Source organism: Arthrobacter sp. SRS-W-1-2016 (genome assembly GCF_002009585.1).
GTDB lineage: Bacteria > Actinomycetota > Actinomycetes > Actinomycetales > Micrococcaceae > Arthrobacter > Arthrobacter bambusae_A.
Genome location: NZ_MTPV01000049.1, coordinates 12728 through 27115 on the forward strand (window position 1 = coordinate 12728; position 14388 = coordinate 27115).

14 protein-coding genes and 1 pseudogene are annotated in these 14388 nt (G+C 64.8%); 9 read left to right on the forward strand and 6 right to left on the reverse strand.

Going from position 1 to position 14388, the window contains the following annotated elements; all coding sequences use genetic code 11:
• Window positions 1–8: 8 nt before the first annotated feature.
• The 4 genes and pseudogenes from BMF89_RS22615 to BMF89_RS12025 form a co-directional block, all read left to right on the forward strand.
• A pseudogene (locus BMF89_RS22615) lies at window positions 9–152 on the forward strand (LLM class flavin-dependent oxidoreductase); the annotation flags it as partial.
• 150 nt (window positions 153–302) lie between these two features.
• Window positions 303–1163, forward strand: coding sequence for a DUF1684 domain-containing protein (locus tag BMF89_RS12015; RefSeq protein WP_171983475.1), 861 nt, complete (start codon window positions 303–305; stop codon window positions 1161–1163).
• Window positions 1160–2314: an LLM class flavin-dependent oxidoreductase gene (locus BMF89_RS12020; protein ID WP_078107340.1), complete on the forward strand. Its 1155-nt coding sequence runs from the start codon at window positions 1160–1162 to the stop codon at window positions 2312–2314. Before BMF89_RS12015 ends, BMF89_RS12020 begins: the two co-directional genes overlap by 4 nt.
• Window positions 2315–2323: 9 nt before the next feature.
• A complete protein-coding gene (locus BMF89_RS12025) occupies window positions 2324–3721 on the forward strand; it encodes an NtaA/DmoA family FMN-dependent monooxygenase (protein WP_078107341.1) in 1398 nt (465 codons plus the stop codon).
• Between the two features lie 557 nt (window positions 3722–4278).
• Here the strand turns inward: BMF89_RS12025 and BMF89_RS12030 are convergent.
• Window positions 4279–4923, reverse strand: coding sequence for a hypothetical protein (locus BMF89_RS12030; RefSeq protein ID WP_078107342.1), 645 nt, complete (start codon window positions 4921–4923; stop codon window positions 4279–4281).
• 1225 nt (window positions 4924–6148) lie between these two features.
• Entirely contained in the window at window positions 6149–6952 is an 804-nt protein-coding gene (locus BMF89_RS12035; RefSeq protein ID WP_078107417.1) for an alpha/beta hydrolase, read from the reverse strand.
• 353 nt (window positions 6953–7305) lie between these two features.
• Between BMF89_RS12035 and BMF89_RS12040 the strand changes: the two genes are divergently transcribed.
• Entirely contained in the window at window positions 7306–8283 is a 978-nt protein-coding gene (locus tag BMF89_RS12040; RefSeq protein WP_078107343.1) for a nitronate monooxygenase, read from the forward strand.
• Between the two features lie 316 nt (window positions 8284–8599).
• Window positions 8600–9109 (forward strand): GNAT family N-acetyltransferase, encoded by a 510-nt coding sequence (locus BMF89_RS12045; RefSeq protein ID WP_078107344.1) that lies wholly within the window; start codon window positions 8600–8602, stop codon window positions 9107–9109.
• A 111-nt stretch (window positions 9110–9220) separates the two neighbouring features.
• Here BMF89_RS12045 and BMF89_RS12050 read toward each other — a convergent pair whose 3' ends face one another.
• Window positions 9221–9673, reverse strand: a complete 453-nt coding sequence (locus BMF89_RS12050; protein ID WP_078107345.1) for a hypothetical protein — start codon at window positions 9671–9673, stop codon at window positions 9221–9223.
• A 284-nt stretch (window positions 9674–9957) separates the two neighbouring features.
• On the opposite strand from BMF89_RS12050, the gene BMF89_RS12055 reads away from it, so the two are divergent.
• Window positions 9958–10464, forward strand: coding sequence for a GNAT family protein (locus tag BMF89_RS12055; RefSeq protein ID WP_216353815.1), 507 nt, complete (start codon window positions 9958–9960; stop codon window positions 10462–10464).
• Between the two features lie 9 nt (window positions 10465–10473).
• On the opposite strand, the gene BMF89_RS12060 is transcribed toward BMF89_RS12055, so the two are convergent.
• The 3 genes from BMF89_RS12060 to BMF89_RS12070 all read right to left on the reverse strand — a co-directional run bounded on the left by BMF89_RS12060 (window position 10474) and on the right by BMF89_RS12070 (window position 12927).
• The gene (locus BMF89_RS12060) at window positions 10474–10926 is read right to left on the reverse strand and encodes a GNAT family N-acetyltransferase (RefSeq protein ID WP_078107347.1); all 453 of its coding nucleotides are present in this window, start codon (window positions 10924–10926) and stop codon (window positions 10474–10476) included.
• A gap of 7 nt (window positions 10927–10933) precedes the next feature.
• Window positions 10934–11884: a D-2-hydroxyacid dehydrogenase family protein gene (locus BMF89_RS12065; RefSeq protein WP_078107348.1), complete on the reverse strand. Its 951-nt coding sequence runs from the start codon at window positions 11882–11884 to the stop codon at window positions 10934–10936.
• A 71-nt stretch (window positions 11885–11955) separates the two neighbouring features.
• The gene (locus tag BMF89_RS12070; protein WP_078107349.1) at window positions 11956–12927 is read right to left on the reverse strand and encodes an ABC transporter substrate-binding protein; all 972 of its coding nucleotides are present in this window, start codon (window positions 12925–12927) and stop codon (window positions 11956–11958) included.
• A gap of 190 nt (window positions 12928–13117) precedes the next feature.
• On the opposite strand from BMF89_RS12070, the gene BMF89_RS12075 reads away from it, so the two are divergent.
• A complete protein-coding gene (locus BMF89_RS12075; protein ID WP_078107350.1) occupies window positions 13118–13354 on the forward strand; it encodes a hypothetical protein in 237 nt (78 codons plus the stop codon).
• Entirely contained in the window at window positions 13351–14340 is a 990-nt protein-coding gene (locus tag BMF89_RS12080; protein WP_078107351.1) for an LLM class flavin-dependent oxidoreductase, read from the forward strand. Before BMF89_RS12075 ends, BMF89_RS12080 begins: the two co-directional genes overlap by 4 nt.
• Window positions 14341–14388 lie beyond the last annotated feature (48 nt).

The following is a 14388-nucleotide window of genomic DNA, read 5'->3' on the forward strand; positions in this document are numbered from 1 at the left end:
AGAACCCGGTGACGGGGGAAATCGTTTCGACGGCGGAGCGGCTCAACCAGGTGGTGGAGACTGCGCGCCGGGCCGAGGAACTGGGTTTCGACAGTTTCGCGGTAGGGGAGCGGCATGCCGGTGAGTTCATCTCTTCGTCCCCGACGACGGTCCTCGCGCTGGTGGGCAGCCCGGAACAGATCATCGACAAAATCCTGAGCTACCACTCGCTCTACGAACACGATCTGCAGTCCATTTCTTTGCCCACCACGCTGCCTTTCGAACAGCAACTGGAGATCCTGGAGCGGTTCGCGCTCGAGGTCATCCCGGCGGTCCGCGCAGCCGCGCCCACCACCGCGGCCTTCACGGCCGCGTGGCAGGAATGGCACGCCGCGCATGAGCGCCACCGCGCCGATCCGCGCGGATTCCTCGCCGTCACCCACCTGCATTGGCTTGGGCATTCGCATCGGCCTGGCGGCGCAGCTGCTCCACTGGACGGGGTGCCCGGCATCTGGAGTGTTGAGAACGACGTCGTCACCGTGGTTTTGGGGGTAGGCGAAAGCCTGCTTCGGGACGGGCACGAACTCAACCCCGACGCCGCAGGGGCCACCGTCACTTTCGGCCCGATCGCCGAACGGGACGGCCTCGACCTCAAGTCGGGGGACGCCGTCGTCGAGCTCGCCAAGCGCGGCGGCGAGTACATCGTCCGGCCGCGGCACCCCGGGAACCCGCTGCTCAATGAATACCGCGGCACACCGGCATACGCGCCCGATGCTTCGTTCGCCGTGAACGGTACGTTCGTGCCGTTCGAGTCTCCACGTCCCACCACGGTAGGCGCCGCCGTTGAGGGCATCCAGCACGTCTACGAAGCACCGGGCGAGCTCCATTTCACGCTCGCGGGCCAGGACCTGGTGCTGACGGCCTTCAATGGACATGCTCCGGGCACGCTCTCGGTGTTGTTCACGGATGCGACCTCGGGCAAGACCACTTATGCGGCCAATCGCTCGCTCACGGTTGTCCCGGATGGGGACGGATCCGTGGTGCTCGATTTCAACCGTGCGGTCAACCTGCCGTGCGCCTACACGGACCTTGCCACGTGCCCGTTGCCGCCTGCAGAGAACCGGCTGGCCGTGGCCATCGAAGCCGGCGAACAGATTCCAAACGAAAGGCGGGAACAGCGATGAGCGGCAACACCCAGTCTGGCTTTTTGGCTCTGGAGCTCGACGGCGACGGCGCCCACCCAGCCGCCTGGCGCAAAGCCCGGCATGCACCGGATGGGTTGCTGAACGGTGCGCGGATCCGGAGCACAGTGTTGGCGGCGGAGTCGGCGGGGTTTCATATAGCGACGTTCGCCGATGGGCCGGTGAGTTCCGGGCGTGACGTTGCAGGCCGCCTGAACGCCTTGCAGCGGGCCGCCTTCGCCGGGCCGGTGACAAGTTCGATTGTGCTGGTCCCTGAAGTCGACACGGTTTACACCGAGCCCTTCCACGTTTCGACGCAGCTGGCGAGCCTTGACTATGTCTCGGGCGGACGGGCCGGTTGGCTCGTCGCGGCGAGCGGCTCCGCGGAGGAGGCAGCCGCCGTCGGGCGCTCTTTTGCTGAAGGGGCCGCCTTGGCGCAAGAGGCCGCGGCGTCCGTGGAAGTGAGCCGACGGCTCTGGGATTCCTGGGAGGACGGCGCCGTGATCCGGGACGTGGCCACCGGGCGGTACCTCGACGTGGACAAACTCCACTACGTCGACTTTGAGACGCCAGCCGATTTCGCGGGGCCCGGGTATTCCGTGAAGGGACCCTCCATCATTCCGCGCCCGCTGCAGGGGCAGTTGCCCGTGGTTGCGCACGCCGGCTTGCTTCCTTCGGACGCCGATGTGGTGCTGGTGTCCGCTCCGACGCCTTCACTGCTCGTGGCGGAGGTTGCGGAGGTGCGTCGGGCTATTGCTGGGGGCGGCGCCGTTGTTGGGGGCGGCGCGACCCTTGCGGGAGGCGCCGCTGTAGTGGCGGAGCTCGACGTCGTCCTTGACGCGCGCGGGCAAAGCGCCTCCGGGCGGCTCGCCGAACTGGACGCCTTTACTCCGTGGTCCAGTTCCCGAGCGCGCTTCATCGGCACGGCCGCGGAGCTCGTTGATTTCCTGGCGGAGCTGCTTGCGGTGGCCGACGGCATTCGGCTGCATCCAGCGGTGCTGGACGTAGAGCTCGAGGAGCTGGCGCAGTTGGTGCTGCCCGAGCTTCGGCGCCGCGGGGCGCTTAAGCCTGTTGCCCAGGGCGGCACGTTCCGGGAATTGCTGGGTCTTGAACGGCCGCTGAGCCGGTACGCGAGCCTCGGCTCGGAAAACTGAGGAGAGAACATGACACAGCACAACCGTGCTAAATTCCAGCCGAGCGGGAAGATCCAGTTCGGGATCTTCTTCCAGGGCGTCAACTCCGGCACCATCTGGAAGGCGCCCGAATCCGGTTCGCAGACTGACTATGAGTCATTCCGGAGGATCGCCCAGACCGCCGAGCGCGGGCTGTTCGCTGCCTTCTTCCTGGGCGAAGGCCTGCGCTTGCGTGAACACCTCGGCCGTCCGCATGCTTTGGATGTCGCGGGCAGGCCGGACGCGCAGACGATGCTCGCGGCGCTCGCGTCGGTGACGTCGAACATCGGGCTCGTTGCAACGCAGAACACCACGTATAACGATCCCGCCGACCTCGCTCACCGGCTCGCCTCGCTCGACTTGCTCTCCGGCGGGCGGGCAGCCTGGAACATCGTCACCACGGACAACGCGTGGACCGGGGCCAACTTCCGGCGGGGCGGCTACCTGGACCATGCCGATCGCTATGTCCATGCCGAAGCCTTCGTGGAGACCGCCAAGAAGATTTGGGATTCGTGGGAGGACGGGGCGGTTTCCTCGTCCGTTTCCGCGGATTCCTGGGCGGTTCCATCGCATGTCCGGAGTGTGCACCACTCGGGGCAGCACTATTTCGTGGACGTCACGCCCCGGTTGCCGCGCAGCGCCCAGTACAGGCCGGTGTTGTTCCAAGCCGGCGACTCTCCCGAGGGCCGTGACTTCGCGGCCCGCCAAGCGGATGTCATCTTCTCGGCGCACCCGAAGTTCGACGATGCCGTGGAGTTCCGCGCCGATATCGTCTCGCGCTCCCTGGCGGCCGGACGGGGCGCCAACGACGTCCAGATCATGCCCGCCAGCGAGTTCATCCTCGCGGCGACCGACGAGGAAGCGCGCGAAAAGAAGGAATGGGTCCGCAGCCTGCAGATCGGACCGCAGCAGGCAGTTGCGTACCTGGAACAGTTCTGGGGCCGGGAGTTGTCCGCCTACGATCCCGATGGTCCGCTGCCGGAGATCGATCCTGTGGTAGAGGAGACCTCCGAGACCCGTGGCAGTGGTTTCCACGGTGCCAAGGCCCGGCAGCTCGCCGAACAGTGGCGCGCCGAGGCCAAGGAGAAGGGCCTGTCCATCCGGCAGTTCGTGAGCTCCCGGACGTCCAGGGTTGACGCGACGTTCACCGGATCCTACGCAGCGGTGGCCGACACCCTGGCCGAATACGCCCGGGTGGGTGCCGTGGACGGTTTCAACATCTCGCCATGGCTCATCCCCACGGGCCTGGATGACATCGTGAACCATCTTGTGCCCGAGCTTCAGGAACGCGGCGTGTATCCCACGGAGTACGCCGGCTCGACCCTCCGAGAGAACCTGGGGCTGGCGACGCCCGTGCGTTCGGAGGCGTTGGAATCGGTGAAGCTTTGAACTTCCAGCGATTGCTTCGTAGACGCCGTTTTGAGCGTCCAAAACGGCGCACTGGACCCACGCCGGCAGGGTTTCCTGGCCGAACTTGTGAGGCGAGGGGGCCGGCGGGGAACGGCGGATACAACCATGACGGACTAGTGCGGCTCAAATTAACAGTGTGGGAACAGTGGCTCTAGAACGGATTCATCAAAGAACCGGAAGACCTGATGAGAACGTCCACCTGATCCGGGGTTCCAAGGCAAAGCCGTGGCCTTGGTGGAAGTGGCGAGCAGGGCCCGTATCTCTTGGGTTACGAGATGACGTGGCGTGTAGCGATTAGGGCACCTTCACCGGGCATTTAATCGGGCGGGTCATACGGGAATTAGAGAGTGCCTGCACATCGGTTTTCTCGAAGCTCAGGCGTGAAGGTGGCGAGCTGACCGGCGGAGGACCGGCTTACGGACGGCGCGACCGCAGCGGCGGACTGAGATACGTCGCAGCGGGCGGTAGTTGTCGAAATCAAGCGATGAAGAGCGACCGGTTGTCGAAACGGACGCTACGGCCGACCACTGTTGTCGTCACTGGACCGTGTCCGTGGCTCCCGGCTCCGTTGTGTTGGCGAGGAACCTGCCAGCACGCAGGAAGTCGCGAATAACGAACATCGTCCCAATCACCAAGACGACCACGCCAGCCCCCATGAACCATGAGATGAACCCGGCTCCTCGTATGACCTGGGGAATGAATACAAGCGGGAACATGGACATCCAGATGAGCTGTGTGGCGACATTCTTTCGCAGTTGCACAGCGGCGGCCCGCGAGACGACAAGATGCTCCAGATCAACGGGGGTCTTACCGAGAACCTGGCGCCGGATGTTTTTTCGCTCTTCGTCCTCCAGCGAGAGCAGCACGTCTATCCTGCCGGGCTCCACTGCGGGCCGGATCTTCTTCGCGTTGTAGATCAGTCCACCGATGGCGGCACCCAGCCACGCGAGGAAGAATCCGAACAGCAAAAAGGACGGCCAGTCCGCCGGGGCGCCTCCCAAGGCCAGCATCCCGCCGACGGTCCCCGCTGTGACAAGGATGATCACCCCGGCGGGGAAATAGAGCGCGTAGTAGATCTTCAGGGCCCCGCCGAGGCCCAGGTCTGCAATTCCCTGCGCCCTTCTTGTAGCGGTGTCCCAACGGTCCTCGGACTTGGGTATGAGATCGTCGATTCCGGTCATCGTCCGCTTCCCTGGATACGAGTAGTGACGCAGGGCCCTAGCAGTCCTCCGCCGATACCGCTGAGCCTGATGCTCAAATCTTGAACTATCTCCAGCCATAAGCCAACAGCGACCCCGGAACCCGTCAGCCGGTCCCAAGTCTCCCCAAAGCCTGACCACCCATAAGGTCTCGCTGGACTAATTAAGGCACGCACAGGTCCGACAGGGCTCTTCAACAGCAAAAGAAAGACGCATGCTTCCGCCCGGTAAAGGATCCTTCAGCGGACACCCAATACTCTTGGCGAGGAAGAAGCATGGGCCACAATTACTTCAGGTACACACGCACGGCATTCGCGAGCGGAAGAGGCCAATGAACTAGGAACGTCCGAACGAGGCCATAGCGAAGCAGATCGTTGAGCGGGTGAAGGGGATTCCGCTCGAGCACGCGGCCTCAGTAACGTGTCAGTAAGGCGATCCCTCAGCGGACGGTATCTGCCCCCAAAGGCGGGAAGCCTGTCACGGACAGGTACTGCGATGTAGGCTCCGAGCATGTCAGGGCGGCCCTTCTTCAAGACCGGTTTACTGCGCGTCTGGTCTCCCTAAGGAGAAGCATGCGAAGGTATTTCATAATTTCCTGGCCTCAAGCGGTGGGACTCCTTTTCATTGCGGGGACAATTATTTTTCGACCGGTGCTCCGTCCAATCCGTTCCGCCAACGAGCGCTGGACGGTCGCCAGCCGCGGGCCTGAGACACTGACGGACCTCTCCGGGTCCCCCGACTGTCCACTGCAGGCCACTGATCTTGACCGGCACCGGGCCCTGTTCCGGGCTCTCGTGGCGTCCCTTTTGAACGCGGAGCCACTGCATCAGGCGTTCCGGGTCATAGCGGGTATGCCGCGGTTTCCGGGCGCGCGCAGATCCATTCCGGTGCCGTTGAGGACCTCGGCGACACCTTTGAAAGTGTTGATGTCCTGCCCTGCCTGCAGCGCCGCCTGCCGCAACGTCAGTGGAGCCTGTCGCGGAGAGGAGTTCGTTCTTCATTCCAGTCTTCCACGACCCCATGGGCCAGCGGGGTCTGGGGTAGAGAATCCGAGCCCTGGGCTACGAAGATCCTCCCGCCGGGACCCGGGATGCACCGGATCCCGGGTCCCGGTGGCCGGGGCCTTGCCGGACGGCGAACGCACTCAGAAAGATCGACATACATGGTGCAGTTAACAGGCCAGCAGGACGGCGACGGGAACGCCGGGTCAGGTCTGGCTGTGCGCTTGCAGCCAACGGCGCACTGAAGCATCGAACGCTTCCGGAGCCTCGACGAAGCTTAAGTGACCCACGTCTGGGAGGATCACGAGCTCGGATCCCGGGATCCGCCGGTGCATGTCCTCCGCCACCGTGACGGGCGAGCGCACGTCCGCGGCCCCATACAGCAGGAGCGTTGGGACCGTGATGGTCGGAAGCACCGTGCTGTAGTCTGTTCGTCCTGACGCAGCCAATAGCGCCCGCATCCCCGACGGACGGAAGTCCTCGAAGAGGTTGGCGACCTGGGCCTTCATCGGCTCCGTGGCCCGCTCCGTGAGGAGCGTGGGCAGCCAGACCGGGATGATTTCGGACGGAGGCTTTTCCAGCTCCGCACTCACCTGGCGGTACCGTCGCTCGACCTCCTCAGGCGACAGCGAGCCAGCCCAGCCGGCATACGCCGAGGCGAGGATGAGCGTCGCCGGGATCTCGGGATGTTCCTTCCACAGATCCAGCGCAACAACCGAGCCGAAGGACAGGCCCAGCACGTGCGGCCTCCGCGTTCGGCCCGCAAGACCGAGCGTCGTGAGGAAACTGGCGAGGATCTCTCCCAGAGTGCCTGCCCCCTCCACCAGGTCGTCAGACTGCCCACACCCCGGCGAGTCCCACGCGACGACGGTGAACTCGTCGGAGAGATCCTCAAGCTGGCGCTCCCAGATGCGGCTATCTTCATAGGCCCCGTGAAGGAAGACCAACGGCGGGCCGGTGCCCGCCGCCCGGTACGCGATGCGCTGGGCACCGACTGCGACGGTATCCATGCGATCACTATCGGAGCGCTGCCCTGAGGTGTCAAGGGTGCGTCCGAAGGGGCAGCGCCAGCGGCGCGAAGAATGCCACATGCCGGAGAATTGGACTGCGGTTTCCACCGTCATACGCACCGCTTAGCGCGGGGATATCCTCCCTGACTGCACATATTCCCTCCGCGGCGCCGCGTCGTGGCAGGAAGCTGAGAATCAGACCCTCCTCAGAACGCCGGCCGTGGAGTGGTTCAACCCGTCGGAGGTCCGTCCGGGCGGTCCGGATCCCGTTGGTTGCTCGCGGCGGCCACCGGACAACATGACCGCACGGGCGTAAACTCGGCCTGATCAACGGCTTCTCCGGGAGGAATGACATGCTGCGGACGACCTTTTGCGAAGCGCTCGGAGTCGAGCACCCTATTGTCCAGGCGGGCATGGGACCATTCGGCAGCGGCTGCGAACTGGCGGCGGCGGTGTCCAATGCCGGCGCCTTGGGCAGCCTGGGCGGCTCGGCCCGGTCACCTGAAGACCTGCGGCAACAACTTGCCGTTCTGCGTACTCTGACCGAGCGTCCGTTTGCGGTCAACTTCACGCAACCTTGGCTTCAACAGCATCCCGAGTCCTTCGACATCGCCCTAGAGATGCATGCGCCGGTCGTGTCCCTTGCACTCGGCGATCCGGGCGATCTGCCCGCCCGTGCACATGAGGCGGGTGCCCTGTTTATCCAGCAGGTGCATACGGTGGAACAGGCGCTTCTAGTCGCTGAGCGGGGAGTTGATGTGATCATCGCCCAGGGAACCGAGGCCGGGGGCTTCGGCGGTGAGGTGTCGACGGTGGCCCTTGTACCCCAGGTGGTGGATGCTGTGGGTCCGGTGCCGGTCCTGGCAGCCGGAGGAATCGCCGATGGCAGGGGTTTGGCTGCTGCCCTTGTCCTCGGTGCACAGGGCGTGAACCTTGGTACCCGATTTTTGGCTTCGGAAGAGGCTGCGATCAGCGATGAATGGAAACGGGCCATTTTGGCGGCCGGTTCCCAGGACACTGTGAAAGTGGACGTGTGGGATGACATCTTCGGCAAGCCCGGCGGCGGTGCCTTCGATGTCGTTCCCCGGGCCCTCGAGACACCGTTCATCGAGCAATGGCAAGGCCATCGCTCGGATGCGGCTATTGACGCTTCGCGTCTCCAGGGAGAGATCATGAGCGCCATCCAACAGCAGAACATGGAGCGGTTCGTGCCGTTCACGGGACAGTCGGCCGGCCTGATCGGCGATATTTTGCCGGCCCGGGACATAGTCCGACGACTTATCGTGCAGGCCACTGAAGCGTTGGAGAGCACCTCCCGTCTTTATAGCTGACGTCCGCAGAAGCCGGAACTCCCGGGTTGGGCCGAACCTACGGCTTCGAGTGGGTGCGCAGGTCTCCTGCGGCCGGAGGCTCCCACCACGTGTGACACCCGGCGGTAACCCGCAGCGAAGTAGTCAATAGGTGAGCTCGTCGGCATCCACCTCGTCAGAGCCAGCCGTCTCGGAGGGCAAGCGCGGCGAATTCGGCTGGGGACTTCCGGCGCTAAATGTCACCGCTGGTGCCCTTCAATCAGTCCTCCACCGCGAAGGCATCACGCCGGTCGATCGCCCACTGCGCCCCGCCGCGCGTCGACTGTAGCGTTGGACTATGTCTTTGCTCGTCCGGCCCTCGGTTGCCCTGCACGCGGCGTGGATGGAGGCGCACAAAGAATGGGGCGACGGTCTCCGTGGAGATGGTTTCGGTTTGGTGGAGGCCGACGACGTCCGATCGTTGGAAGGATTCCGAGTGTTCGTCGATCGGCTTTTGGCCAAGGAAGCGTCGAACTGCGACGACGGCTGCACCTTTCGGTGGATCGTCGAGGACGGCGAAGTCCTCGGGGGAATCGCTCTCCGCCACGAACCCACACAGGGTGCGGAAGCCCTCGGACATGTGGGCGATGGACTCCGGCCGTCTGCCAGAGGGCGTGGCCTCGCCGCTGACGCGCTTCGGGAGATGCTGTACTTGGCGAAGGCCCGCAACATGGATCGAGTGGTGCTGGCCTGCTTCGTGGACAACGTTCCCTCGGTGAAGACTATTGAACGTTGCGGAGGCGTTCTGAACCGAATTGTCACGACAGACCGAGGAGAAGTCGGCCGCTACACGATCAGGCTCTCATAGCGTCGAGTGATCTCTGAGAATCGAACCGGCTCGGTGGACCCGAGTTTCGCCGCGATGCGTCCTGATTGGTCGCTGGTATTTGCCCATTCGGCGGTGAGTCTGAACGGCAGCTCAGGGGGAGTTGCCCGCTGTGGCGTGCGGGCCCTGCCGCTGAGGGGTGTCGACGAGCCGGCCATCGGGTCCGAGGGTCAATCGCCTGATGGTTATGGCCTGGCTGGTCCCGCAAGGGCCAACGACGGTTTGGTCGGCGAGTTCGACGCGCTCTTGGATCACCAGTGCGCCTGCGCTCTTGAGCGTAAGGCTGTAGGCGCCCTCATGGTCTTCGGGCGGAGCCTGGACAGTGGTGAGTTCCCGGCTAGGCGAGAGTTGTTCGCAATTCGCCGCAAGGCAGAGTTCGAGGGTCGTGCCCGGGTGGACGCGCAGCCAGGGCCCTGCATCAAGCTCGACTTCCGGCGCACCCGCGGCCGGCCCTCCACAGGCACGCGGGATAGCTGGCGTGCAGGCAGAGGCCGCCGCCAGCGCACAGGCTGCAGCCGCGATCCGAAGGACCCTCGCGATGCACATACCCGCATGCTACGCCGCACGATGCCGGACGCAGTGAGGCCGCCGCATCACAGCGACGCTGAACTTGTCCTACTGGACGATCGCCGATCCCGCGACGGAGCTCCTGCCCGAGGCTGGCCAACCCGCGCGGTGGGTCGATGTTCGCTCGGACTGGCGAACGTTCCATAAACCGGATGCGGCTGTGATAGCCCGGTTTGCCGAGCAACAAAGCACTTATTGACGGCTGCGATCTGGTCTAATGTTGACCGATGATTGAACCGCGCCAACTTAGTGGGAGCGTCAGCATGCGCGTGTTGCGCGTCAGTGATGCGGCAGCGCTCGCAGCCGCATATGTGCGCAACCGGGCCTACCTTTCGCCTTGGGAGCCAATGCGGCCCGAGGAGTATTACACCGAAAAATGGCAGGCGGCCGACATTGCCAAGCGACTCGTCGCGCATGAAGCCGGGGAAGGGCATCCGCTCGGGCTGTTCGACGGCGATAGACTCGTCGGCCGGTTCAACCTGGCAGGAGTCGTCCGCGGTCCTTTCCAGAGCGCGGGGCTGGGCTACTGGGTGGACGGCGACTACGCGGGCCGTGGCCTGGCGTCCGCAGCGGTCCACGCAATAGTCGACATGGCCCGCGACGAACTCGGACTGCACCGCATCGAGGCAGGCACCCTGCTCCACAACGCTGCCTCGCAGCGGGTGCTGCTCAAGGCCGGGTTCCAGCACATTGGCATGGCACCGCGATACCTGCTGATCGCCGGAAAATGGCAAGACCACAACCTCTACCAAGTGGTCCTTCACGACTGACAGGCTCAGTCAGCCCGCGACCATGAAAACGTCCACCGGATCCTCGGTTTCCAGGACAAAGCCGTGGCGTTCGTAGAGGCGTCGGGCCGGACTGCCCTGGAGCACGTTGAGCCGGAACGGCCGGTGGTCCTTGGACGCGCCCATGATCCGACGCAGCACTCCGGCTCCAAGTCCTTTCCCCTGGAACTCCGGAGCGAGGTAGAAGTGTTCGATCCACAGAGCATCGGGTTCCGGGCGCACTGCGATGACACCGGCAACCTGCTCTTCGACGGCAATGACGAAGGTGTGTTCCGGCTGGAACGCGTTCAAGAATCGCTCCCGGACCCGCACGGGATCCCAACGGCCAAGCCGCTCCAGATCGGGTCGCATGACGACGGCGCGCAGTTCCGCGATCCAGCCGGCGTCGGAGGGCAAAGCGGGACGGAGCGAGAAGTCAGCAGGCACGGGACTATTCAACCCCATTGAGGCGTCAAGAAATGAGCACCCGCACCGGATTCCCCCGCACCCATTCGCGGACGTCCTCGAAGGCCTCGCCGTAGAAACGGGCGTAGCTTTGCGACGTGACGTAACCCAAGTGCGGTGTCAGCACGGTGCGCGGCGCCGTGAAGAGGGGGTGGCCCGCCGGGAGGGGCTCGACGTCGTACACGTCCAGGGCCGCGCCGCCGAGCCAGCCCTCGTTGAGCCCGCGGAGGAGCGCGGCCTCGTCCACGATCGGCCCGCGGGCTGTGTTCACCAGGACGCCTTCCGGGCCGAGGAGCCGCAGTTCGTCCTCCCCGACGAGCCCCCGGGACCGCTCCGACAACCGTACGTGGACGCTCACGACGTCGGCCTCCCGGAAGAGTGCCTCCTTGCCCACCTTCCGGGCGCCTGCCGCAGCGGCAGTCACTTCCGTGAGGTTCGGACTCCAGGCGATGACCTCCATGCCAAAGGCTTTGCCGTAACCGGCGATCTTGCTTCCGATCTTTCCGAGTCCCAGCACCCCTAGCGTCTTCCCGGACAGTTCGAAACCCACGGTGCCCTGCCAGTTTCCGGCGCGCAGCCGGCGGTCCTCGAACGGCACCTTGCGTGCGAAAGCCAGGAGCAGGGCCCACGTCAGCTCGGGGGCCGCCGCTGGTGAGCCGCCCGTCCCACAGACAGTGATGCCCTGCACCTCGGCCGCGCGCAGATCGATGGCTGCGTTGGCCATCCCGGTGGTGACCAGGAGCTTCAGCTTCGGCAGCTGCCGGAGAAGACCGGCGTCGAAAGTGGTCCGTTCCCGCATGGCCATGATGATGTCGAAGTCCCGGAGGGCGTCCACGGCATCCGCCAACGGCTCCGTCAAGACGGTGACATCGACCCCGTCGTCGGCGAGCTCGGCCCACGGCGCATAGTCGTAGGCGACCCCTTGGTAGTCGTCGAGGATGGCAAGGCGCTGGCCCATGGAAATCCCTTTCGCTTGTCCGGAACGCAACGGTTCCCGATACGTGGAAAGGTACACCCCAGGAGGGGGCGCTAGCTCTTCGGCAGGCCCGGCGGGTTCAGTTCAGACTTCTGGATGCCTTCCGCGGTGAGTCCCCAGCGGTCTAGGATCTTGCCGTAGGTTCCGTCCTTGATGAGCGCGTTCAGGCCGGCCTGGGCTGCCGCCGCGAAACCGTTGCCCTTCTTCGTGGTCACCGCGATGCTCGCCTTGAGCGGCCACCCGCCGTCCACCAGGCCCACGTTCTTGGTCTTGCCATCGGTCTGCGACTTGTAGGACGCGGTCGCGTTCGGTCCGAACGTGAGGTCCGCACGTCCCGACTGAAGCGCGAGCGTGGAGGCCGAGTCGTCGTCGTAATACTGGAACTCAACCGGCTTCAATCCGTTCTTCTTGTTCTCGGCGTCCCAGCGCAGCAGGATAGCTTCCTGGTTGGTGCCCGAGCCCACAATGATCCGCTTGCCCGCCACGTCCGGAGCCGAGTCCACCTTGGTGATGGGGCTGTCGCTCTTCGCGTAGAAGCCCAGTTTGTCCTCGCGGTAGCTGGCGAAATCGAACTTGAGCTTGCGCTCTTCCGTCACGGTGACATTCGATATGACCGCCTCGTACTTGCCCGATTCCACGCCCAACGGCCAATCCGCCCACGCCGTCGGGACAACGTCCGCCTTGAGTCCCAGCGATTCGGCCAGCGCGACGGCGATGTCCACCTCGTTGCCCACCGGCGTCTTGTTGTCCGTGGCATAGACGGCCAACGGCGCAGCGAAGGGACTCACCGCGACGGTCAGCCTCCCGTCTGCCTTGACGGACTCCGGCACCAGGGCGGCGGCTTCCGGGGAAACCTGCACAGGGAAGCGGTTCTGCTCGGGAGCCAGGTTGAAGGTTTTGCCGGCGGAGGCCGACGACGGCGCTGGCGCGGCCGAGGCGCCCGGGTCCGAGCACGCGGCGAGGCCGAGAGTCGTGGTCACGGCGAGTGCCAGTGCGCTGCCTGTTTTGAGGCGTGAGAAAGCCATGGAGTCCCCTTCGAAAGTGATGGATGGTGTGCGTTGCTGCAACTATCCGGCAGGGACAACACCCGGTCAAAGCGCTCTGAAACGCTGGGATACAGGGGTTCACCGGGCTTCATTGGAGGTCCCGAAGGGTCACAAAACAGCCGCGGGGCAGGCTTCCCACACAACTGCCGGACACGTGAGGAGATTTTTCGTGAGCAACGAGCGAACCCCGGTCAATCAGGCGCTGGAGGTGCAGTCCGTGGCCGGGGAGGACATGGCTTTCGGACATGCGGCCGTCACCTTCGCCGGGATCTCGGCATCTTCACGAGCTGAGACGGACCCCACGCAAGCGGGAGAAATAACCCAGGCGCCGCCGTCGTTGTCGCAAGAGTGGCCGGGAAACCGGCCCCTCGAACGAAACCACCTTCGAAAGGCCGGCATCACGTGACTGTTCCCCTCTCCATCCTCGACCTGGCAATCATCGGCAAAGGCCAGACGGCGGCGGAGAGTTTCGCCGGGAGCGTCGCGATGGCGCAACTGGCCGAACGGCTCGGCTACCGCCGGATCTGGTACGCCGAGCACCACAACATGGGCTCGATCGCGTCCTCGGCCACGAGCGTGCTGATTGCCCACATCGCGGCAAACACAAGCAGCATCCGGCTCGGTGCCGGCGGCGTCATGCTGCCCAACCACTCGCCCCTCACCATCGCGGAGCAGTTCGGCACCCTTGAGACGCTGCACCCGGGCCGGATCGACCTCGGCCTCGGAAGGGCGCCCGGCAGTGACCAGAACACGATGCGTGCACTCCGCCGCGATCCGATGGCCGCGGACACCTTCCCGCACGACGTCCTGGAACTGCAGGGGTACCTCACGGGACCGACGCGGATCCAAGGGGTCGAAGCGACGCCGGGCAAGGGCACCAACGTGCCCCTCTACATCCTCGGGTCCTCGCTCTTCGGGGCGCATTTGGCGGCTCAGCTCGGCCTGCCCTACGCCTTCGCCTCGCACTTCGCGCCCAACGCGCTGCAGGACGCCGTCGCCGTCTACCGCCGCGAGTTCAAACCATCCGAGCAGCTCCAGGAGCCTTACGTGATCGCGGGCGTCAACGTCGTGGCCGCAGATTCGGCGGCCGAAGCCCAACGGCTCTTCCTTGAGGTCAAGCGGGACCGCGTCTCGCGCTTCCTGGGCGGCGGACGCGAATTCACCGACGCCGAAGCGGACCTTATTCTCGACTCGCCCCAAGGCCAGCACATCGCGCAGATGGTGAAGTACTCGGCGGTGGGAACGCCGGAAATGGTGCGCGATTACCTCGACGAGTTCACCCGCCACGCCGATGCCGACGAACTGATCGTTGCCCACCAGAGCACGGGCACGGAGCAGCGCCTCCGTTCCGTGGAGCTGGTGGCGGAAGCCGTCGGGCTGACGCGGGTGTAGCAAGCGAACTGCACCGCCCAAACGTAACCAAGCAAACTCGTTACACCC